This is a genomic window from Paraglaciecola psychrophila 170 (genome assembly GCF_000347635.1).
GTDB classification, from domain to species: domain Bacteria; phylum Pseudomonadota; class Gammaproteobacteria; order Enterobacterales; family Alteromonadaceae; genus Paraglaciecola; species Paraglaciecola psychrophila.
The window spans coordinates 3,365,772-3,388,619 of sequence record NC_020514.1; the positions used below are offsets into that span (position 1 = coordinate 3,365,772).

At 40.0% G+C, this 22,848-nt stretch carries 21 protein-coding genes and 3 pseudogenes; 16 read left to right on the forward strand and 8 right to left on the reverse strand.

The genetic code is table 11. The annotated features are described in order from the left end of the window. Positions 1-25: 25 nt before the first annotated feature. The gene (locus tag C427_RS14675; protein ID WP_034898647.1) at positions 26-2,110 is read right to left on the reverse strand and encodes a M13 family metallopeptidase; all 2,085 of its coding nucleotides are present in this window, start codon (positions 2,108-2,110) and stop codon (positions 26-28) included. Positions 2,111-2,357: 247 nt separating this feature from the next. On the opposite strand from C427_RS14675, the gene C427_RS14680 reads away from it, so the two are divergent. The 9 genes from C427_RS14680 to C427_RS14715 are packed head-to-tail and all read left to right on the forward strand — an operon-like array spanning position 2,358 to position 10,833. Then, positions 2,358-3,752, forward strand: coding sequence for a pyridoxal phosphate-dependent decarboxylase family protein (locus C427_RS14680; RefSeq protein ID WP_007635243.1), 1,395 nt, complete (start codon positions 2,358-2,360; stop codon positions 3,750-3,752). A gap of 44 nt (positions 3,753-3,796) precedes the next feature. Continuing rightward, a complete protein-coding gene (locus C427_RS14685) occupies positions 3,797-5,020 on the forward strand; it encodes a paraquat-inducible protein A (protein ID WP_007635245.1) in 1,224 nt (407 codons plus the stop codon). Further along, a complete protein-coding gene (locus C427_RS28560) occupies positions 5,017-5,244 on the forward strand; it encodes a hypothetical protein (protein ID WP_015431011.1) in 228 nt (75 codons plus the stop codon). The genes C427_RS14685 and C427_RS28560 overlap by 4 nt, the downstream gene beginning before the upstream one ends. Continuing rightward, positions 5,235-6,701: an intermembrane transport protein PqiB gene (gene pqiB, locus C427_RS14690; RefSeq protein WP_015431012.1), complete on the forward strand. Its 1,467-nt coding sequence runs from the start codon at positions 5,235-5,237 to the stop codon at positions 6,699-6,701. The genes C427_RS28560 and pqiB overlap by 10 nt, the downstream gene beginning before the upstream one ends. Position 6,702: 1 nt before the next feature. Next, entirely contained in the window at positions 6,703-7,305 is a 603-nt protein-coding gene (locus tag C427_RS14695; protein WP_007635249.1) for a PqiC family protein, read from the forward strand. 9 nt (positions 7,306-7,314) lie between these two features. Continuing rightward, positions 7,315-8,412: a diguanylate cyclase gene (locus C427_RS14700; protein WP_007635251.1), complete on the forward strand. Its 1,098-nt coding sequence runs from the start codon at positions 7,315-7,317 to the stop codon at positions 8,410-8,412. A 48-nt stretch (positions 8,413-8,460) separates the two neighbouring features. Continuing rightward, the gene (locus C427_RS14705) at positions 8,461-10,263 is read left to right on the forward strand and encodes an ABCB family ABC transporter ATP-binding protein/permease (RefSeq protein ID WP_007635252.1); all 1,803 of its coding nucleotides are present in this window, start codon (positions 8,461-8,463) and stop codon (positions 10,261-10,263) included. 31 nt (positions 10,264-10,294) lie between these two features. Beyond that, complete coding sequence (locus C427_RS14710) at positions 10,295-10,471, forward strand: DUF3820 family protein (RefSeq protein WP_007635254.1); 177 nt, start codon at positions 10,295-10,297, stop codon at positions 10,469-10,471. Then, positions 10,471-10,833 carry a hypothetical protein gene (locus C427_RS14715; protein ID WP_007635257.1) on the forward strand — a complete coding sequence of 121 codons (363 nt, stop codon included), beginning with the start codon at positions 10,471-10,473 and terminating at the stop codon, positions 10,831-10,833. Before C427_RS14710 ends, C427_RS14715 begins: the two co-directional genes overlap by 1 nt. 471 nt (positions 10,834-11,304) lie before the next feature. On the opposite strand, the gene C427_RS14720 is transcribed toward C427_RS14715, so the two are convergent. Then, positions 11,305-11,532 carry a hypothetical protein gene (locus C427_RS14720; RefSeq protein ID WP_007635259.1) on the reverse strand — a complete coding sequence of 76 codons (228 nt, stop codon included), beginning with the start codon at positions 11,530-11,532 and terminating at the stop codon, positions 11,305-11,307. Between the two features lie 402 nt (positions 11,533-11,934). On the opposite strand from C427_RS14720, the gene C427_RS28240 reads away from it, so the two are divergent. Both C427_RS28240 and C427_RS14725 read left to right on the forward strand, forming a co-directional pair. Then, positions 11,935-12,063 (forward strand): hypothetical protein, encoded by a 129-nt coding sequence (locus tag C427_RS28240; RefSeq protein WP_007635261.1) that lies wholly within the window; start codon positions 11,935-11,937, stop codon positions 12,061-12,063. A 27-nt stretch (positions 12,064-12,090) separates the two neighbouring features. Next, entirely contained in the window at positions 12,091-12,399 is a 309-nt protein-coding gene (locus C427_RS14725; protein WP_007635262.1) for a hypothetical protein, read from the forward strand. 141 nt (positions 12,400-12,540) lie between these two features. Here the strand turns inward: C427_RS14725 and C427_RS14730 are convergent, their stop codons facing one another. Together C427_RS14730 and ppnP are read right to left on the reverse strand one after the other, a co-directional pair. Then, entirely contained in the window at positions 12,541-12,888 is a 348-nt protein-coding gene (locus C427_RS14730; RefSeq protein ID WP_007635263.1) for a hypothetical protein, read from the reverse strand. Between the two features lie 15 nt (positions 12,889-12,903). After that, complete coding sequence (gene ppnP / locus C427_RS14735) at positions 12,904-13,185, reverse strand: pyrimidine/purine nucleoside phosphorylase (RefSeq protein ID WP_007635264.1); 282 nt, start codon at positions 13,183-13,185, stop codon at positions 12,904-12,906. Between the two features lie 762 nt (positions 13,186-13,947). Between ppnP and C427_RS14745 the strand changes: the two are divergent. From C427_RS14745 to C427_RS14755, 3 genes and pseudogenes are all read left to right on the forward strand, one after another. Further along, positions 13,948-14,667: pseudogene (locus tag C427_RS14745) on the forward strand (dienelactone hydrolase family protein); the annotation flags it as partial. Positions 14,668-15,060: 393 nt separating this feature from the next. After that, positions 15,061-15,519 (forward strand): hypothetical protein, encoded by a 459-nt coding sequence (locus C427_RS14750; protein WP_007635267.1) that lies wholly within the window; start codon positions 15,061-15,063, stop codon positions 15,517-15,519. 316 nt (positions 15,520-15,835) lie between these two features. Continuing rightward, positions 15,836-16,024: a hypothetical protein gene (locus C427_RS14755; RefSeq protein WP_007635268.1), complete on the forward strand. Its 189-nt coding sequence runs from the start codon at positions 15,836-15,838 to the stop codon at positions 16,022-16,024. A gap of 354 nt (positions 16,025-16,378) precedes the next feature. Here the strand turns inward: C427_RS14755 and C427_RS14760 are convergent, their stop codons facing one another. After that, positions 16,379-16,660: a hypothetical protein gene (locus tag C427_RS14760; RefSeq protein WP_007635269.1), complete on the reverse strand. Its 282-nt coding sequence runs from the start codon at positions 16,658-16,660 to the stop codon at positions 16,379-16,381. A gap of 336 nt (positions 16,661-16,996) precedes the next feature. On the opposite strand from C427_RS14760, the pseudogene C427_RS14765 reads away from it, so the two are divergent. Further along, positions 16,997-17,988: pseudogene (locus C427_RS14765) on the forward strand (transposase). A 278-nt stretch (positions 17,989-18,266) separates the two neighbouring features. Here the strand turns inward: C427_RS14765 and C427_RS14770 are convergent. After that, on the reverse strand, positions 18,267-19,229 hold the full coding sequence (locus C427_RS14770; RefSeq protein ID WP_007637671.1) for a 3-hydroxyacyl-CoA dehydrogenase: 963 nt from the start codon (positions 19,227-19,229) through the stop codon (positions 18,267-18,269). 33 nt (positions 19,230-19,262) lie between these two features. Next, a complete protein-coding gene (locus C427_RS28855; protein WP_148285951.1) occupies positions 19,263-19,385 on the reverse strand; it encodes a DUF3604 domain-containing protein in 123 nt (40 codons plus the stop codon). 616 nt (positions 19,386-20,001) lie between these two features. Between C427_RS28855 and C427_RS14775 the strand changes: the two genes are divergently transcribed. Then, positions 20,002-20,766, forward strand: coding sequence for a MerR family transcriptional regulator (locus C427_RS14775; RefSeq protein WP_007637669.1), 765 nt, complete (start codon positions 20,002-20,004; stop codon positions 20,764-20,766). A 247-nt stretch (positions 20,767-21,013) separates the two neighbouring features. Here the strand turns inward: C427_RS14775 and C427_RS14780 are convergent. Further along, positions 21,014-22,836: pseudogene (locus C427_RS14780) on the reverse strand (DUF885 domain-containing protein). Positions 22,837-22,848: the final 12 nt, after the last annotated feature.

Consider the following 22,848-nt stretch of genomic DNA (forward strand, 5'->3'; position numbering starts at 1 on the left):
CCTTTTTATTGTGTAGATGACTTACTTACCAAATACGTACACGGTCTTCAGGCGCTAAGTAGAGCGCATCTTCAGGTTGAACGTTAAAGGCTTCATACCAAGCATCATGATTACGCGGTGCCAATGCACGGTAACGACCCGGAGCATGAGTTCCCCCTTTTAATTGTGACAACATACTTTGCTCAGTGCGTTTTTCACGCCATACTTGTGCCCAAGCTAAGAAGAAACGTTGGTCACCTGTGACACCATCAATTACTGGGGCTTCTTTACCATTCAAGCTGAGTTTGTAGGCGTGATAAGCCATAGCAAGTCCACCCACATCACCAATGTTTTCACCCAGGCTGTTGCGGCCATTGACAAAATTACCTTCGATGGGCTCATAAGCATTGTACTGTGCTGCGAGTGCATCAGCTTTGGTTTCAAATGCAGCTCGGTCTTGGTCGGTCCACCAATTTTGTTGAATACCATTGGCGTCAGACTTAGAGCCTTGGTCATCAAAACCATGACCCATTTCGTGGCCAATCACGGCTCCAATTCCACCGTAGTTGACCGCTGGGTCGGCATTTGGATCAAAGAACGGCGGTTGTAAAATAGCCGCTGGGAACACAATTTCGTTAAACGAGCTATTGTAATAAGCGTTCACGCGTTGTGGAGCCATTCCCCAGCGATTACGATCAGTTTTTAATAACTCGTTAGCGGCACTGTCTTCTCGGAAAAACTCACGCAAACGTACCATATTACCTAATAAGTCGTCTGCTTTTATTTCTAAGCCATCAAAGCTTTGCCATTCATCTGGATAACCAATTTTAGGAACAAAAGCAGCAAGCTTAGCTTGAGCATTCACCTTGGTGTCGGCCCCCATCCAATCTAAACCTTCAATACGTTCACCTAGGGCTTTACGTAAATTTTCAACTAAATCAGCCATTTGTGCTTTTGAACTAGTAGGAAAATGTTTCTCTACATAGGTTTTACCGATAGCAAAGCCAAGTGACTGTGTACCTGACATGGCAGAGATAGCCCGCTTCCAACGAGGACGTGGCTCTTGTTGACCATTTAAGGTTTTACCAAAAAAGTCGAAGTTGGCAGTAAAAATATCATCGGATAACAATGATGCATGATTAGAAATCGTATGGTAAGTCATATAGTCTTTCCATACTCCAAGCGGCTGCTCGCTTATCACTTTAATCACGTCTTTAACTGGCTGAGGTTGGGATATATTTAGGTGAGGTATTTTATATCCTGTCTCGGCAAAATAAGTGTCCCAATCAAACCCTGGATAGGTATCAGTTAGGTTTTCACGTACTATTTGATTAAGTGAAAGGTCACGATCGCGGCGTTTTTCACGAGGCCATTGTACTTCAGCTATGCTGGTTTCTAGTGCGAGTATTTGCTGAGCCTTTTCAGCAGCGCCTTCAACCTTGGCGAAACTTAACATTTGTGCAATGTGCGCCACATAGACTTTACGAATGTCCACAAACCGTTCTGAGTTTTCAAGGTAATATGAACGATCGGGTAAACCTAATCCACCTACTCCCACCGACATTTCATACTCATCGGGGTCTAAACGGTTAAACCACATGCTACCGTTAATAGGGCTAGTAGAACCATCTAACCAAGCACTACCAAACGCAGCTGTTAATGCCTGTTTATTTTCTATGTTGTTAATTTTTTCTAATATTGGAGTGATAGGCGCAAGGCCTTTAGCATTAGCAGCATCTGTGTCCATATAAGCAGCATAAAAATCTGCAACCATTTGCTGCTCAGGGTTGAGATTCGTACCTTTACTTATTTCTTCTACCAGTGCTTTAATTTGTGTTTCGCTGCGTTCTGCTAACTTATCAAATGCGCCAAAACGAGTTTTATCGCTTGGTATTTCAAAGTTTTTATACCAATTGCCACCTGCATATTTAAAGAAGTCGTCGCCAGGCTTAATAGATTCATCTCTGGCATCCAGCTCAACTCCAAAGCTACCCAATTCTGCTGAACCTTTTTGTATGTCTGCACTGGCTGTTTTTTCAGCCATATTTATTTGGCTTTGTTCACCCTGTTTACTGCATGCACCGAGTAAAAACACTGAAGCAATAGCAGCACTTATTATTGTTTTATTCATGTTTTTTTTCATTAATGTTCCAACCGCCGATAGGTTATGTGTCAAAATTTATTTCACGTGTAACGTTGATAACCTATATTTGGCTGATTGAAAAGATAAATGTGTTCTATCGTAACACTATCAATGTAAAGGAATTTTTCCACATTACTATTATTAGCTTGTTATCGATATTGTCCTTAGAAACGCATACTTGCCTGTCTAGCGCAGCGATAAACGTCATAATACTGATAGAAATAGAGAGGCCAAAATGAACAAGTTACAAGACGAATTGTTTGCTCAAAAAAACACTAAAGCACTACTAAAACAAGCTCAACAGGCTGCGTTTGATTACATAGATAGTCAGTCAACCCAACGGGTATTTCCGAGTGAAACAAATCTTGAAAAACTCACTATATTTGATGAGTCTTTACCCAAAGCAACCAGCGATCCGAGTTTGATATTAGAGCTGCTCAATACTGTAGGTTCAGTTAATACGGTTGCCCAAACTGGAGGACGTTATTTTGGCTTTGTCAACGGTAATGCCCTACCCATTACTTTAGCCACAAAATGGTTATCAGACGTATGGGATCAAAATGCAGCATTATATGTCATGTCACCTATCGCATCTAAATTGGAAAGTGTTTGTCAAAATTGGCTTAATCAACTATTTGGCCTACCTGAACATACTGTGGCAGGGTTCGTCAGCGGTACGTCTATTGCAACCTTATCAGGGCTTGCTGCAGCTAGATTTCGTCAACTGCAAAAGTTAGGTTGGGATGTGAATCAACAAGGATTATTTGGTGCTCCGAGAATTCGCTTAATTTTAGGTAAGCAGACTCATGGTACCGTGGCTAAGGCTATCAGTTTATTAGGCTTTGGACAGGCATCTATCGAGTGGGTGGATTGTGATAACCAAGGGCGATTAATGGTCGAAAAGCTGCCTCCATTAGATCAGAGTTGTATTTTGGTACTGCAGGCAGGTAACGTTAATTCAGGTGCCTTCGATGATTTTACTCAATTATGTAAGTTGGCAAACAGAGCCCATGCATGGGTGCATATAGATGGCGCATTTGGATTATGGGCTAAAGCGTCAAATATGTTTGATAAACATACTAAAGGCATGGAGCTAGCCGATTCATGGTCAGTAGATCCTCACAAAACCCTTAACACCCCTTATGATTGCGGCATCGTATTATGCAAAGATCCCCTAGCCTTAACGAGCGCTTTGCATCAACAAGGCAGTTACATTCAACTCAGTGAACAGCGGGATGGTTTGTTGTATACCCCTGAGATGTCAAAACGCGCCAGAGCCATCGAACTATGGGCAGCCATGAAATACTTGGGGCGTGCTGGTATAGCCGAGCTGGTTGAACAACTTCATAGTCACACACAATTTTTCGCTGATTTATTAACAGATAACGGGTTCACGATATTAAATGATGTTGTTTTTAATCAAGTGGTCCTTAGCTGTGAAACCGAGCAACTGACTAAAAAAACCTTATCCTTAGTGCAGCAATCAGGTGAATGCTGGTGCGGCGGCTCGACTTGGCATGAGAAAAGTGTCATCCGTATCAGCCTGTGTTCTTGGGCAACAACCAAACAAGATGTGGTGCGCTCAGTAGATGTATTCGTTAAAGCTCGCAAGCAAGCATTACAAACATAACTATCTGAGTCTATTAACAAAATGTTACTGAATATTGTGAAAAAATGTTGTTTAATAAGCCAGCAAATATTTATCACATCCGTAATCCGAAACCGAGTGAAACAATCGAAACTAAGACCATAATATCTAAACCACAAACGATACTGTGTCATGAGTGCCACTTCCGCGTTAAGTTACCATCCTTGACCCATAAGCAGGCGGCGGTGTGTCCTCGATGTGGCTTGCAGTTAACTGTGTATCACCACCATGCCTCACAGCGTATCATTGCTTTGGCGGCCACTTCACTTATATTTTTGCTCACATCCCTGCCGTTTGAATTTCTATCGTTCAGTATAAGTGGTCAATATACGTCAATTGATATTCTTGGTGGCTTGTGGGTTTTGGTTGAAAAGGATTATGGGCTCCTTGCATTAGTTCAAGTGCTAGCAATACTGATACTGCCCGCATTTGTTTTAATGAGTTTATTATATTTGTTAGTGCCCTTTAGCCTAGGCTTTCGTCCTAAAAAGGCTGAATGGGTCATAAAAACGTTATTTAACTTGCTCCCATGGACCATGGCTGAAATTTTTTTAATAGGAGTATTGGTCAGTTTAATAAAAATCTTATCCATGGCTGACATAGGATTAGGTCTATCATTTTATGCATATCTATTTTTTACTATTTTCATGACCATTACCCTGCTGTACGTGGATAAATATCAATTAAAACTATTGCTCAACGTAGAAGTGAAAGACCGAAAGACACCTACCAACCCGTCAAAAAGTATTCAAACAACATGGGCATTGTTGTTCACCTCGGTACTCTTATATATCCCTGCAAATATTTTACCTATCATGCACACCAGTGTATTGGGCAGTGACGATCCTAGTACAATCTTAGGAGGCGTCATACTCCTATGGCAAATGGGATCATACCCTATTGCTATTGTTATCTTTATTGCTAGCGTGTTTATCCCAGTAGCGAAAATAGTTATTTTATGTTGGTTAAATTATTCAGTTCAAAGTAAACAACAACGTGCCAATAGTGAAAGAATATTTTGGTACCGTATCACCGAATTTGTTGGCCGCTGGTCGATGATTGATGTATTTGTAGTCGCGGTATTAGTAAGCTTAATCCAATTAGGCAATATCATAAATGTATTGCCGGGTCATGCGGCATTGGCTTTTTGTGGTGTTGTTATTTGCACCATGCTTGCGGCTATGTCTTTTGACTCAAGGCTCATATGGTGTGAAACAGAAAAACTAAAAGGCGGAGAAAGACCATTATGAGTCAGGACCTACAGCAACAACCCAGTGAGCCTGAAGAAGCCTTAATCAAACCTGTCAGAACAGTATCTAAAATTTGGCTAGTGCCAATTGTTGCCTTACTTATAGGTGTATGGATGGTGTATTACCAGTGGAGTAATCAGGGGCCAGTTATCACGATTGAGTTTAAAACTGCAACCGGACTAGAAGCGGGAAAGACCAAAATAAAACCCGAGATGTGGATATAGGCCTAGTCAATAAAATAGAGCTTACTGATGATTTAAGTGGGGTTTTAGTGACGGTTAGAATGGATAAAGATGTGGCTCCAATTTTGCACTCTGACAATCAATTTTGGATTGTTTCTCCTAATGTGTCGCTTAACGGTATATCAGGTTTAGGCACCATCTTGTCTGGCCCTTATATAAATATGGCGCCTGGGGTCGAAAAACAAAAGAGTGAAATATTTATAGCCCTAGAGGCACCACCCGTCACTCCAAAAGGTACACCAGGATTACATGTCACGCTAAACAGCGAAAGTGAGTTTGCCTATAAAAAGGGCGATCCTGTTGTGTATAAAGGCATCAAGGTGGGTGAATTTGAAGATATATTTTTTAACTTCGAAGAGAGGGTTGTGTACTACAACACCTTTATTGAATCGCCGTACCACACCCTAATTACCACTAACACCAAGTTTTGGGATATCAGTGGCGTACAGATGGAATTGGGCGCTAGCGGCATGAAAATCAGTACTGGTAGTTTAGAAACGCTGCTAACCAACGGCGTCACGTTCGGTATTCCTGAGGGCATGTCAAAGGGTGAAGCTATCAACGATCGGAGTTTTTTTGATATTCATCCAAATCATAATTCTGCATCCGAAGAGCGTTTCAAGTTAAGTGCTGAATATGTGATTTTGGTAAAAGATACCGTAAGAGGATTACATGTTGGAGCACCTGTGGAGTACAGAGGACTGGTAATTGGTAAGGTATTATCAATTAATTCATTAGATAATAATCAAGATGGTTTGCTGGAGCAGGGCTATGACATACCGGTGGTCATTAGTATTCAACCAGGTCGTGTGCAGCAACCAGACAACACGACAGGCCTAGCATTTATTCGCAAACAAACCAGTCTTTGGATTAAACAGGGCCTTAGAGCAACCTTAAAAACTGGCAACCTGTTAACGGGTGCTTTGTTTGTGGACTTACAACATTACCCAGATACCCCCCTTTTGGTAACACAACGTCTGCAAGGTTATGAGGTTGTTCCAACTATGACAGGTGAATTTTCAGAAATTACTGCAAAAGTCACAGCCATATTAGACAGTATTAACGAAATGAAATTGAATGTTATTTCGGAAAATGCCAACAACATGCTTTTACAAATCACTCAAGCAGCTCAATCTTTACAATCAACGGCTAACACAACAGATAGTTTAATAAACACTGTGCGCGAAGATAAAGTCACAGCAACCTTGGTTGAAACTTTAAAAAATCTGTCAAAATTGACCAAAGATTATTCTGCTGACTCGGAAACCTACGACGAACTCAATAAAACGATGCAAGTCCTTCAAAGTACCCTGCAGGAATTCCAGCCATTAATATTGCAATTAAACAGTAAACCTAATAGTTTGATTTTTGCTGATAGCAGCGGCTCAAGGTTAATTCCTACAGCCAAAACATTAAGCAATAAAGCATCAGGAAATTAACATGAAAATATCCCTCATTTTATTATTTTTGGGCTTATTGGCAAGCTGTACCTCTAAACCCTTGATGATGAAATATTATGTATTGCATACGCCTGAAAATAAAATTTCGGACAGCAGTAATAAAACAAAACCTATGGTTTTATTGCAAATGGTGGATGTAGCTGAATATTTAAATCAGTCAGGCCTAGTGATGCAAGTCGACAAGTACGAATTGTATTACTCACGACAAGATGTGTGGGCAGAAAAACTGCAATCTTCATTTTATAAAGCATTACTTGAAGATCTTAATACTACTGGCCAACGTGTTTACGTTGAACACAATTCGCCAAATGCAGAGTTTGCCATTGTTAGCATTAAAGTCGAATTAGAGCATTTCCACGCCACAGACACTTCAAGTGTTGTCAGCTCTGGACGTTATTCGTTATCCCTAAGTGATCCTAAGGTCACTAGAAACAAAAAAGTTACCACATCAAGCCAATCATTCTTTTTTGAGTCAGAACTGAACCAAGATGGATATGCACATGCTGTTGAAAAACTCAGAACGTTGATTAATCGCTTGGCCAAACAAATAGAAAGGGATATTGCGGCTTTGCCGAATAATTAGAAGTAGTTTATGGATTTTAAAAAATTAAAGAGGCACGCTAAAAATTATTTAAATACTGGCGTGGTGCAATCAAACGATACAGAGTCAAATCAACATGTTTTTGTTGCCAATTTGTTTGGTTTTATTGGTTACAGCATCACTTTCCTAATGGGTGTTAGTGCATTTATTAGAGAAGATAGATTGCTTGGGATGGTATTGTTGATTGCCTGTCTGCTGTTCTTTAGTTCGCACTTAATACTTCGTTCAAAGCGCATTACCGACCCTTACAAATTCTCTGCAAATTTAGTGACTATCTCACTAATGATGTTGATGATTTACTTAGTGTTTACCGGAGGGGTTAAAGGAACCGGCCCATTATGGATATATATTGTGCCGCCAGTAGCGCTATTTTTCGGAGGTATGCGTAAAGGCACACGCAACATTGGCTTATTTGTTTTGGTTATTAGTGTGTTGATGTTTTATCCGAATAATGAATGGCTTGGTACCACGTACACCTTTGAGTTTAAGTCTAGATTAATCTATTCGTTCTTAACTGTTTCATGTTTATTTGCTTTCTACGAGTATGTTAGACAAAGCTCATTTATTCGGATCCAAGAGATGAGTCAAAAGTTCGAAAAGCAAGCCATGCGCGATCCCCTATCAGGGCTATTAAACCGCCGCGGAATGCGAGTCAAGTTACAGGATGAATTTGAACGAAGTCAACGATATAACAATGAATTGACTGTGATGATGTGTGACATCGATAATTTCAAGAGAGTCAACGACCAATATGGCCATGATAAAGGCGATGAAATAATCAAAAGTTTAGGGGCTGTTTTTAAGTCAGGATTACGCAGACAAGACTCCCTGGCAAGATGGGGCGGCGAAGAGTACCTATTTTTATTACCTGAAACCAACGGTAGCCAAGGCATGCAACTAGCAGAAAAACTAAGAACTAAAATTGAAAAAGAACAGTATACCCATGAGTATAAGAATTTCAGTGTTACGGTTAGTATTGGATTACATCAAATAGTTGTAACTGATACGATTAACCAAGCGATTACAAAAGCAGATACCAACCTTTATAAAGCTAAAGAACAAGGTCGAAACCGCTGCATTATTAGCTAAAGCATCAACAAAAAACTCTATTAATACCTAAGGTAAAACACTCAACTCATGCGCTCTAATCGACATCCCATTAATGATGACACGCCAATTAACTGGCGTATATTTTCCCAGCTATGGCCGTATTTAACTGAATTTAAAGTTAGAGTTGGTCTAGCCCTGCTGTGTTTAATTGCCGCAAAAACAGCCAGTATCTATCTACCTTTTATTCTTAAATATACTGTTGATGAACTTAATGCGGAACGTGCGGCTGACGCTATAGTCCTCGTGCCTTTTGGCTTAGTTGCCGCCTATGGGCTGCTTCGTTTGGCTAATGTATTGTTTGGCGAGATAAGAGACACCCTTTTTGGAAGAGTAACCGAGCGTGCCATGCGGCGTTTAGGTTTACAAGTATTCCGTCACCTACATAATTTAGATTTAGATTTTCACCTCAACAGGCAAACAGGGGGATTATCAAGAGACATCGAGCGCGGTACTAGCGGCATCAGTTTTTTAATGCGCTTTTTAGTTTTCAATATTGTGCCAACGCTGTTTGAAATTGCCGTTGTGGTGGGCGTATTGTTCTACAATTACGGGGTAAGTTTTGCACTGATAATTTTGGTTTCAGTAGTCAGTTATGTGAGTTTTTCAGTTAAAGCAACTGACTGGCGTACTAAATTCGTTCGTGAAGTCAATCAAGCGGACTCAAGCACTAGCTCAAGAGCCATTGATAGCTTACTGAACTACGAAACGGTTAAGTATTTCAATAACGAGACTTACGAAGCAAATAGATACGATGTTGACTTAGCCAACTGGGAAAATGCACGACGCAAGAACCGCTTGTCATTATTTGCATTAAACGGTGGCCAGGCTTCGATTATTGCTATCGCTATGACCAGTATGATGGCGCTTGCGGCCTATAAAGTCGCCCAAGGTGATATGACCATTGGCGACTTTGTATTGATCAACGCCTTTACCATGCAAATATTTATGCCATTAAATTTCTTGGGGTTTGTATACCGTGAAATACGTGGGTCGATTGCCAATATTGAAAATCTATTTAATCTATTGGATAAACAACCTAATGTGCCAATAGATGAAAACGCCAAAGACCTAAAGATTGCTCAAGGAAAAATCACATTTAACCAAGTGCAGTTTAGTTATCGTCCCGATCGTACTATTTTGCATGATATTAGTTTTGATATCCTACCAGGACAAAAAGTTGCAGTGGTGGGTGAAAGTGGTTCGGGCAAGTCAACCTTAGTAAAGTTATTATTTAGATTCTACGATTCATCAAACGGTAGCATCAGTATTGACGGGCAAGACATCAGTAAAGTTAATCAACACTCACTACGCAAAGCCATCGGTATTGTTCCTCAAGATACGGTGTTATTTAATGATACTATTTTTGAGAATGTTCGTTATGGACGCCCGGATGCAACTGATGCCGAGGTTCAACAAGCCATTGATTTAGCTCATCTTCGAGGTTTTATTGAATCTCTTCCTAATGGTGAAAATACCTCCGTCGGCGAGCGAGGCCTCAAGCTATCCGGTGGCGAAAAACAACGAGTAGCGATTGCTCGGACTATATTAAAACGTCCACCTATTATGGTATTCGACGAGGCAACATCTTCTCTGGACAGCCAATCAGAACAAGCTATTTTGACCGCACTCAAAGAAATATCACAAGGTCATACTAGCCTTGTGATTGCACACCGTTTATCTACCATTGTTGACGCAGATAAAATTGTGGTGATGGGCAATGGACGCATCTTAGAGCAAGGCAGCCATCGTCAACTACTAGACCAAAACGGCGCTTATAAACAGCTTTGGCAAACTCAACAAAGTCAACATCACGAGTCAGATATTGAATAATCAAGTCCTCTTGGACGCAATCAATCAAACGATGCCCTTTGGCAAATACGCCGGCAGAAAATTATTGCACTTACCTGAACCTTACTTAGTTTGGTTCAGCAACAAAGGGTTTCCTGAGGGGAAATTAGGGCAACAGCTGGCTTTGATGCACGAAGTCAAGGTGAATGGATTAGAGTCCATGTTAGCGCCACTTTTACGAGACGATTGATGAGTTATCAACACACACGAAACCGGGTGAGGGACAAGCCTAAAACCGCCCAGCAAGATAATATTGATAAACAAATTCTGTGTTTACATAAAGCAATGGCCGAAAAACTCATCGCTAATCATCACTATATTCCGCAAGTGATGGAAACAATAGAAGTTCGTTATGAGTCAGGAAAAATGCGCCATGGAGCATATTTATTTTGGACGAGTCTAATGGAGCATATTCATCAACCGGAGCTCTTTATGGCAACTATCTTAGAGGACTCCTCACAAATCATAAAGTACCGTAGACAAACAGTTTTTGTTGGCGTATTAACGGAGAGTGAAAGAAATGAAGCATTGGAGATTAATTTATTTCAATAACGTAGTCTTTAATTTTTAGTACAAAAAGTTAGGTCAAAGCCAGCTATATTCTGTTTGCCTTCGAATAACTAACCTTATAGCAATCAACTTCATTATTTGATTAATCATAACCAATAACCAATAACCAATAACCAACTATAAAAAAACTAACGTACTCTTCTTACTACAAAAATAACAGTAAACAAAATAAACAGTAGAGAAGTTGCAGGCGCGGTAACAACTGAAACATTAACAGTTTGACATGATTTTTGGAAAAAATTTAGTTAGAAAGGTACTGCAATAACGCCTCTCATCTGCACTAAAGCTATACCGGAATAATCGCTCCTATAAAGGTTTGCGATGCCACTGCCATTTACGTATGAGCCATGTGTACGAAGCACACCACTCTCATACATACCAAATAAGCGTGTCTGTTAAGATTTATACACACCATTAACTGGAATGCCAGCGACTGAACCAAATAAATTTTGCCTAGATTTTGCCTAGATTTTGCCTAGATTTTGCTAAAGCATAACAAGTTGAGGTATTCGCACAGTTTTGTTCATAATTGTAAAGTTTTCCATATTCACCTGAAAAAATAATGTCTAGAGGAAATGAGTCTAAAAGATTACGCACATCCTGATAAGTCGCATATTCCCAACCATCAAAATAAGCACCAGCATCAACGCAATCAACACCCGCGGTCAAATCTAAAGACAACCAGACAAGTCTTGAAGGTTGATCTTTATGGCTGTTTCATCGCCCGTATCAAATGCTTCCTAGCTAATTAATGCAGCATGAGCTTGATGAATGACTCCAAAATAAATAAGAATTAAAACAGCGAATTTTTCATTATTGTTATCTTCACTTATTAACCAAGAATATATTGTAACAATAAGAATCTTACTAAATTCATAACGTTATAAATATCATCCCTAGGTATTAAATTTGAAGTGTTTTTAATTCAATTTGCATATTACACAGATATTTGTCATGTGGCTTAAATCAGAGATAGACACTTATTTACGTGCTTTATAAAATAATACTCTCAAAGGATATTTAATAACATCACAGGTGTTTGTTGTTCTTAGCACATACATCGCAGCAGAATAAAAATGGCATTTGCCTAAACTTGAAAAATTAATTGTTATCAAACTTGGCGCTGTCACAATCGATTTAGTGCCTTTTATAGCCCCTGAACATGTCGCAAGATTTAAAGATGTGGTCGTTGAAGGATTTTCGATGGTGTAGACTTTTATTGCGTAATAGAGGGTTTTATTGCACAAGCTGGCGACTTTTCAAAAGAAAATCGAAGCAAAAAAACCTTTTTTAAACGCTGATTTTATAAGCCCTACTCTCCAAAAATCAGATTTTATACAGGTGCAATCACCAGACTTTACTGCCCGTCACTCAGGTTATTTACATGGTTTTACCGCAGGGCATGAACCTCAGGATAAACAAGAATGGCTTTTAGATTGTGCAGTTCCCTTTGCCAGAGATGTAGGCGCTAATTCGGCTAGCATTGAGTTTTATAGCGTGATTGAACAAGCTACCCGCCACCTTGATAGAAATATGAGTACCATTTAAAGGCAGTGCCAATTTGGATGTTTGTTACTACCACCTGAAAACCCAAGTAATCAACATGTAGCAAAGGAAAACACTAATAGCAAAAATTTAGGAATGACCACTGAGGAGTGTGGGGGCAGGAAAAAGTTTTTAAAGCGTCACTTAGTTTACAGCTAATCTGCGCTTCCAATCCCCATTATGTTCCAACAGACAGGCTTGTTCGGTGTCAAAAAACACGTGGCGCCGAGCATCTTTAAGCAAAATCCCTAATTTAAAGAGTTGCTTTTGAATTTGTTTACGCAGCTCAGTGTCTTGTTCTTTTAACAACAAAATATCTAGTGATTGAGACGTATCCAATACACAAGTCACCACTAAACTGCCTGGGAAATTGGAATAATTGGCTGAGTGAGTTAACCACTCAAAGCCAACTATGCCTTGTTTAGCTGTCTCACAAACAATTGTCAGTGCATTCACCACATTATTATCTATCTTTTTGACAGTTTTGTTCATGACTTACCTTAACAATTAGCCATAAGTACACATATAGACAGTGTCGCTTGTAACTTTCACGTTGAAGCTTTGATTGGCCTCGACTGTAAACTGCTCATTTGCGCCAAAGGTTTGCCACTCATCACTACCTGGTAATTGCACAGTTAGTGCACCACTAACCACTGACATAGTCTCAAACTGGCTGGTATCAAATTTGTAATCACCAGCGGCCATCACACCTACAGTGGCAGGCAATGTCTCAGTTTTAAATCCAATAGACTTCACTTTACCATCAAAATATTCGCTTACTTCAAACATAGCATTCCTAAATAACATCATAAATTAATCTTAAATCTACCAGTTTACGTAAAGTAAACAACCGCCAAATTGATCTAACTTATCACGACCTAACATTTACTCTGTTCTTTTAAGGAGACGAAAATATTGATCAATCCTAGCTTGTGCGTTATGCCGGATATTCATATGACACCAATAAAGGTTAATACCTTAAAAATTATGGCTTCTCATTTTAATCAGCTCCACCTAATTCGAGCAGGTCTACAAATCAACGATCACCGGGTCTTTAGGTCGTTTATTAGCATCCTTTTATTTTTAATGTCTGGTTTATCTGCTGCTATTGATTCGATAGTCGTTTGTGCATTAGAGTCTGGCAGGTTCAGTAGAGAAATAAACCAAGGTAGACGAGCGTAAACTGTCGAGCTAGCTGCGCTATTCCTAAAAGATATTGGCGCTGTTATGTAAATTTTATATTTTGGGAGCAATAAATCAATTTTGATGATAATAGTTGAAAACAGATAAATCTATTATCAATACTGTTTTCTATTAAACTCGAACTGACTTCATCAATATACAAGATTCGTTTACCATTAGACGAAGACTGAGTCTTAACAACCAAGTAAACTGTAAAAACTAGAAATGTGCCTTGCCTTCGATTCATATATTACTTACATAGTAGCGGTATCAATGCAGGAAGATGATTAAAACATAAGTAATCTAATTCAAGGTAATCAGGTCTTGAAAGTGACTGGCCTGGATTTGTAAGACCGATTAAGGAAAAGCATGATTATTCAGCATCACGTCAAAGATATTCAAACTGAAACGGGCCTAATGCGTACCTCGATATTTCGTCCATCAATGGATGGGAAATATCCGGCTATTGTTTTCTACTCAGAAATATTTCAAGAAACTACCCCCATCACACGCAGCGCCCAAATATTGGCAAGTCATGGTTTTGTGGTGTTGGTACCTGAAATTTTCCATGAACTGAATCCTCTGGGCACTGTGCTAGCTTATGATGATATAGGGAAAGACAAAGGTAACGCAGATAAATTTACCAAACCATTAGAGCACCACGACTCAGACACTCAAGCTATGCTTAAGTTCGCCCAACAGCAAACCTATTGCAGCGGTAAAGTGGGTGTAATGGGAGTGTGTATTGGTGGCCATTTAGCTTTTAGGGCTGCTTTAAATATACAAATTACCGGGGCTTTTTGTTTATATCCTACAGATATACACTCCAACGCATTGCCTTGTAAAGACGCCAATGACTCATTAACTAGAAGCGGCGATATTCACTGCCCTATGGTATTGGTGTTTGGAAAACAAGACCCTCATGTGCCAGCAGAAGGTCGTTTGCTTATTCATCAAACATTGAGTAAAAATGCATGTGATTTCAGTTGGCATGAAGTCAACGCTCAACATGCTTTTATGCGTGATGAAGGCGATAGGTACGATGCAGCCATAGCATTACAGATGTACAAAATGGCGATTGATTTTTTCACCATTCTTTGCGCGCATAACCCAACAATGCCTCATTCTTTCGCACTAACATGGCTTAAACTAAATACATGTTTATGGTTAGTGCTTTATCCCCTGCACAGCAGAGCGGTCACAGAAGATCAGTTTAGTGTTCATGGTTTATCTGCTTTTGAAGAAGATAAAGCGACAATACTGGAAAGTTGGTTGACCCAAGGTGTAAATGCCACGCGTGCTACACTTGGCATTTTACCCACTCCTCTTTCATTACATCTCTACCCCAGAAAATCCAATCAACCTGTACCTTGGGCTTACACAAGACGAGAGGGAAAAGGCAGCGTACATTTTCATGTCGATGCTCGTTTTGGTCTGACAAAATTTGTCGATGACTGAACTATTTATCATGAATTAGCCCATATGGCGCTGCCTTATTTAGGGCCAGAATACCGTTGGTTATCAGAAGGTTTTGCCAGTTATATGCAATATCAAATTATGCTGCAAGCAGGCGTATTAAAGGGCGATTTATCTGAAAATTATCACATAAAAATCGCTCCACACTTACGTTGGTTTAACAGTGACTTAACTGCAGCCTCTATTGCCACAAGGCTGATGGACAACAAACAGTACCCAGCTGCCTACTGGGGGAGTGCGTATTTTTTTGTGTTGGCTGATAACAAATTACAGCAACAACACAAAATCAGTTTGCCCCAACTGATCAGCCTCTATCAGGATTGTTGTCGTGCACTAGACCATAATTTAGAACAGGTAATGGCCTCTCTTGATAAAATGATAGATGACAAGCTGTTTGCTCAACTGATGGATGAATTTAAAAACCTACCGGCTAAAGAGCTGTACCCTGAGGTTTTTAGTCAATAGATTATAAAACACCTTAAAGCTGGATGAGTACTTTGTGGCTCTTAATGTTAAAGCGGTGGCGCGAAAAAATTGGATTGATAGTCGTTTGTGCTCCCCTTGCGGCCTTTGGCTGAACCTGATGTCATAGGCAGCCATGTTTAACATCACAGGTTCTATCAGGACGACTTATTTGGTAGGAGCGAACTTACGCTTCGCGCCATCATCCAAGATGGATTTTGACTTAAATCCCTTCAAGCCAGTGACTCTTTTTATTAAGTAAGTCCATGCACTTAACCTTACAGGCCAGCTAAAGCTGTTCCATATTTATCCAGTAAATATGGAACAGCAAAAAAATAAACCTGACAAAACAGTAGGGAACCATTTTGAACATCTACAAGATGGCCCGCGGGACAAAGTAATGGATTTACTTTGTAAAAATGCCGCTGCTACTAAAATTTCCAACCGCAAAAATGGCTTATTTTGGGGTGAAACTGGATTCCTTAGAAGCACAGCTTCGCCCAGTTAAACAGCTCGACAAGCGACCGCTATGGACCGCGTAAGGTAGAATAGTGCAGGAGCAATTGTCGAGAAGTCGAGACCGGGTGCCGATCATCCTAGATGATGATTGATTACTTTGAAGAATTTCAAGCTGACTTATAATGACCTTCTTGAACTTAGAAGTAATTGGATGAAGAACATCGTTTGGCGAGCAGGATTTTTCACTTACTTTTTTTGCCCTCAGAAAAAAATAAGTCGAACAAAAGGGATTCTGTGAGTAAAACATCAACCGGAGGCTGCGCGGGTAGATGGTGCGCAGCAATTAGAGGAAATTATCGCTGTTATAGCTTCTTTATCTAAAGTATCACGCCGTATGAACAGTCTATATTGGGTTATGAAGTATTTGTCGAATTAAGTTGACTACATAGTCAGGTGCGTCGTTTGGAATATTGTGTGAAGCGTTTGGTACTATTTGACGTTCAGTTATATTAGATATCGACAACAACTCTTCCTGCAAACCAGACCACGGACCATGTAATGATTGCCATCTCTGTGTATCGGGATAGGCAGTATCATCATGACTAAGAACATAAACCGGTAAGTCTTCAAAGTTGTAATTTAATTCACTTAAAGGTGTAGAAGCCAACGCGGTATTTATATGCACTGAGCACCTGTGCGTATCGCAAGCTAGAATAATAATTGCTCCATTACTCTGGAATTGGTGAATCTGACAGTACTAACAAATCTTTAATCCTGTTGTACCCAAAGATCACATCAGCATATGTAGCTAAAACGACAAAGTTGGCAATAGGCGCAAAATTCTCACCCAGAACTTCGTGCTAATTTTCATGGGCAGAATCGAGCAATATTAAAGTACTTACGTCAAGCTGATTTTTAATACGATTTTTAATAGGCCACCCATAATAATTTGACTGTTTTTTGTACTGCACTAAGCTTTAATAACACCAATTGAAATAGCATAAATTGAAAGGAGTCTCTTATGCCCAAGCCTCGTTCTTCTCAGGTCAGCCTCATCGACACACCCTACTACCATTGTGTTTCACGGTGTGTCAGACGCGCATTTTTATGTGGTACGGTAGCCGCGCTACTGACGAATACTCAGGTACGAGTTACGAGCACAGACGGACCTGGGTAGAAGACAAAGTGTTGTGGTTATCGTCAGTATTTGCCATTGGTATATGCGCCTATGCAGTAATGAGAAATCATGTGCATCTGGTGCTGTGTGTGGATAAAGATGAAGCCGTATCGTGGTCAGATAAACAAGTGGTAGGCCGCTGGCATCGGTTACATAGAGGCACATTATTGAGCCAGAAGTTCATGCGTAACGAGTTGTTAAGTGAAAATGAATTGATAAGCCTTAAAGAGACAATCGCTATATACCGCCAGCGTTTGTATGACATCAGTTGGTTTATGGCTAGTTTAAGCGAGCCTATTGCCAGGCAGGCCAATAAAGAAGACGGCTGCACAGGCAGGTTCTGGGAAGGCCGTTTTAAATCTCAAGCGTTGCTAGATGATGCAGCAGTCTTATCCTGTATGGCGTATGTCGACTTAAATCCGATTAGAGCTAAAATGGCAAAAACCCCTGAAACCTCACAGCACACCAGTATTCAAAAACGAACTGAGGCCATACAACAGCACAAACGCCAGCCTTATAAGTTACTGCCCTTTGTCGGCAGTCCTAGACAAGACATGCCCCAAGGCATTGCTTTTTCGCTACAAGATTACTGTGAACTGGTTGACACCACAGGCCGCATTATCCGAGCAGATAAAGCAGGTACTCTCGACTCAGCACACAGTCCAATTCTGAGCCGATTAGGTTTATCAGAAGAGCAATGGATAACCCTGACTACCGAATTCGAACAACACTTTTGTTATGCAGCGGGCGCAGAGCAGATGATGCAAGCATTCAAAACCCATACCCACAGAAAACGAATAGGTGGGATGAGGCAGGCCAAACGACTGCTATCCTAGGAGTACCCAACAAACATTCAAACATCCTATTATTTTGTGCTTTTTTTAATTAAAGAGGACGAAACATATCTAGAAATCAGCGTTTAACTTTTAGTTTTCTTAACACAGTTAATACAGCCCCGTTTTCCTGCTGTCTTTACCCGTCAGATATTTTAAGCACAAAATCAAGTGTGAAATATATACTTTTTATTTGATTTTATTATGAGTGGCCTATTAAGTTCTGTAATGGAAACAATAAAACAAATGACTCAGTTACCACTTGATAACTGAGTTTATATTTAGGAAGGTATAATAACGTTGGTTATCTCTTCCACTTTCGACATTGCAGGCACTGCCAAAAAGTCAGCAGCTAGAAATGCAGGGTTAGGATACTTATAAAAACCCTCTCCCCCCAAAGCCCCTTGCAGGCCTTTGTCCAAAAAATTAGTTTTTATATAATCAGCGTTTTTCAGCCACTGTTTATCACCATCCACACCACCCCAATAAGTAGCAACATCGAAGGCTGTTTTCATCCCAACCATATCGGCCATACCAAACGGGCCAATTCTTGTGCCGGCATTAGTTATCAAAAAAGTCCTATCTACATCTTCAAACGTTGCTACGCCATTAACCACTAAAGACATTGACGATTTTAACAAGGCCACAAACCAAGTGTTCAGCACATAACCATTTTGCTCCTCACGCACAGGAATGGGCACCATGCCGATTTCAATAGAAAACTGCACCAAGCGTTTTACTGTGTCTCTATCAGTTGTTTCATGGGCCATTATTTCAGTTAAATTACTCAGCCAAATATGATTAGCAAAATGTAGCGAGCAAAACTTTTCTGGTCTACCAGTTGCCTCGGCAAACATACTCGGCAGTAAAGTTGAGGTGTTAGTTGCTATCAAGGTATGGGGTGGTAACAAGTAAGCCATATCAGTATATAAGCTGGTTTTTATTTCTGGAATTTCCGGTACCGCTTCAATCACCAAATCAGATTCTGCCACCGCAGTGGCTAAGTCTGTGGTAAAACTAAGCCGCGCGCGAGTGGCCGCTATATCGTCAACACTGGCACCAACATCACTTAAGTAAGTATCAGCGTAGCCTTGCTGGCGAGCCTGACATACATCAAGCCCTTCCTGATTAATATCAAACACCATAACGTGCTTGCCTTTAAACGCGCTATGCCACGCTATCTGGCCGCCTAAAACGCCTGCGCCAATTACTGTAACAGTACTAATTCCAGATTCTACAGTCATAACTTTAATTCCTTATTTTTAGCCAATTAGCCGTTACGGCTCATGCCAAATGGGTGACGTATAAGCACGGTCTTGAATGGCAATAGGCGCATCCACGTTACGCTTTACACCAAAACGAACCGCATCAATTGTAGACCAGCGATGTATAGGTAAAATAAGACGTCATTTTTCATAAAATGAAAATATATGATGCCTCATATTTACCTATCATTTTTATCTTTGAGGGATCAAAACTAGCTATTTTTCGTCTATTAATCAACCGTTTTCACATAATTCATAATTCAAAACAATCGCCTCCCACTGATGTGCAAACCAGTTTTGAATATTGCTTTTGTTTATGATGAAGAACTGCTTTAATTCAAACAGACTTATCTTAGGCGGCGCTCTACTTTGTAGGGGTAATATTCCACGATGTCGTCATTTGTATTCAGGTGACTGAGTATCTTTTGGATCACCAACGCATATTCAATGGTTGGAATAACTGGGGCTGACTATCCGGTGATCGCTCTTTGCAGACGTAGTCATCCTGCTTGATGAACGATCCCAATTAGCAGAAAGCAGACGTAGCTATTTTGTCAAATCACTCCCATTTTCAAGACTAAATAGGCTCTCTTGTTTTAACGAAAGATAACAATGAAATATAATTTATTAAAAACTAGTAAAGTGTAAATTAAAAGTGTTCCCCCTTACCTAAGGTAATACTTCAGGATAATCATGTTAGTAATTGACAAGTATTGGTAATCAGTAAAATGAATGGCAGAAAAAATACAACGTGGGGCAGCTGAGTAAATTAAGTGTGCGTACTTTGCACTTTTATTACGAGAAAAATTTGCTCAAAGCCAAAAGGAATAGTAACGGCTATCGTTTTTACTCTAACTATGATGCTGCTTTGTTACAGCAAGTCATTATCTATCGACAAATGGATATGCGTTTAGAGGATATTGCTGCAATCATTCATGCTGATAGCTTTGACTTGTTAAGTGCTTTGCAAAAACAGCAAGAGCTACTAATACAACGTCGTGAAAACACTGACGAAATGATTAAACGAATCGAGGTATCAATTATGATGGTAAAGGGTGAAGAAAATCTAGATGTAATATTAAAGGGATTACTACAAGCCAAAGTGGATAAATGGAAATCTGAATTAAAGCAGTACGAAAATGGTGAAAAGATTTTCGAAGCTTACGGTAAAATATCAAATGATGAAATTCATGATATTAAATACGAGGCTGATGAGTGGACTGAGCACTATATGAAAGTTACCCACCTACACGTAAACGATGGAAGAGTGCAAGCCCTTATGAAACAAGCATATGTCATGATGAATAGCATGCTCTGCAAAACTATCGATGATTTTAGGGGCGCTAACTTTGAGTTCACAATAGAAACAAATGCAGAAGCAAGAAAAGACAAACTAGTCGTTGATATCTATGAAACGTATCAAAAAGGCATGGCAAAACACTATTTTGATGCTACGGATTATTTTGCCGAAAATACACTGAAGGATAATGAAGAAGAGTATATTCACTTGAGGTAAAAATTGAATTTATGTCATGGCTATGTTTGGGGGCACCGTAACTGCGCCTCCATCTTTGCATGTATTGATAAAGAAGAAAATGGCAGTAATTTCCCATAGAAATTTGAACAGCGTATGACCCCTTTGGCAGTAAATGCGATCTTCACAGCCAGTTAGTCGTGTGACTGGTTTTCGCTCATTGGTAATTATCGAAGATTTTTTTAGTGCTAGGAAGCTAGATATACAAGTTTAGCTTCCTAGCCTAATATTAGATTTTTTGCTGCGCAATCCATCTATCAATTTTCGCCTCTAAAATTGACATAGGCAAAGCACCATCTATCAGGATTTGAGTATGGAATTTTTTCACATCAAATTGATCACCCAATACATGTTGCGCTTTATTTCTGAGCATACAAATATGTCGTTGACCCACTTTGTAACTCACAGCTTGTCCGCCAATAACGATATAACGCTCTACCTCGGCTTCGATGTCAGTCAAAGCAAGTGACGAATTGTCTGTCATAAAGTCAATGGCTTTTTGTCTACTCCAACCAAAAGCATGTAACCCAGTGTCGACCACTAAACGCATGGCTCGCAGTTGTTCATCAGATAAACGGCCATACCACATATATGGGTCGGTAAATAAGCCCATTTCTTTGCCTAAACTTTCGGCGTACAACGCCCATCCTTCAGCAAACACGGTATAGCCGCCAAATTTACGAAAATCAGGCAAGCTTTCTACTTCTTGTTGAATGGCAATTTGGAAATGGTGACCAGGTGCCGCTTCGGAACACTGAGGGTTTCCATCAAGTATTTGGGCTGGGCTTTTAAGTTATAGGCATTAATATAAAAGATACCAGGTCTAGAACCATCTGGTGCGGGGCTCTGGTAACTGGCACCGGCAGAAGATGCAGCCCGGAAAGCTTCGACTGCCCTCACTTCGTAATCAGCTTTAGGGAAAATCTCAAACAACAGCGGAACGCGACTATCAATTTTTTCTTTTACTTGGATGTAACCATCAATCAAAGCTTGCTCTGACTCAAAGAAAAACTGTTCATCTGTGCGCAAAAATTCAAAGAAGGCCGGTAAGTCACCTTCAAAACCAACGATTTCTTTTACCTTGGTCATTTCATCTAGAATACGCGCGACTTCTTGTTGACCAAAGGTATGAATTTCATCAGCGGTTAGCGCCAAGGTGGTATTGGTTTCAATTCGATACTCGTACCATGCTTTGCCATTAGGTAAGTCATTTAAACCCACCGTATCGCGGCCCTTTGCTAAGTAACTCTGCTGCATAAATTGATGCACTCGGCTGTAAGCCGGAATAATGGTATCTTTTATGGTATCAATATAATCTTTGGTAATTTGCTCCTTATCTGCATTTGTTATGTTTGCATTGGCTTTAAGCTTTTCTAACGGTGCATAAAAGACACTTTTAGTCACATCTTCTAAAATGTGAACCTGCAACTGCGGCAACACTTTTTGGATCAACGGTTTGGGTAGCACAATAGATTTTTCTATACCCTCTTGCATGGCCACTATCGCACTGTCCATGTAGATAGCAAAACCTTGTGCTCTGCTTATAAAATTGCGGTAATCATCTGCGGTATTGAATGGCTGAGCACTTTTACCTGAACCTAGAGAGGCAAAATAACTATGTGCGCCGCCCATTTGATGAATAGGCATAAGATGTCCTGGAAATTGTGCTCCTTTGATAGCAATTTCTCTGTCCCGCAAAAACATTTCATAACTGAGTAAATCTTGGCCACTCAGAACTGAAGCATCTATGCTTTTAATCTTGGCTAAATACTTTTCTTCAAAAGCCAAAGACTCAGCAAGGTTTTGTTGATTGATAGGAGGGCTAAACCGATCATTGTACTGGTTTACTCCCAAGTAAGTCGCTGATACGGGGTTCATCTGCATACTTTCATCAAAATAAGTTTGAAACAGCGCATTAGCTTTTTCAGACTCAGATACATTAGTTATCACACTACCCTGTTTCACTTTTTTAGTTTGTGCCGTATTCGACTGTTCACAGGCGGCAAGCCCAAGTGAAAAAGCCACAGCAAGGGCAAGATGTTTTGTATGCATTATATATGTCTC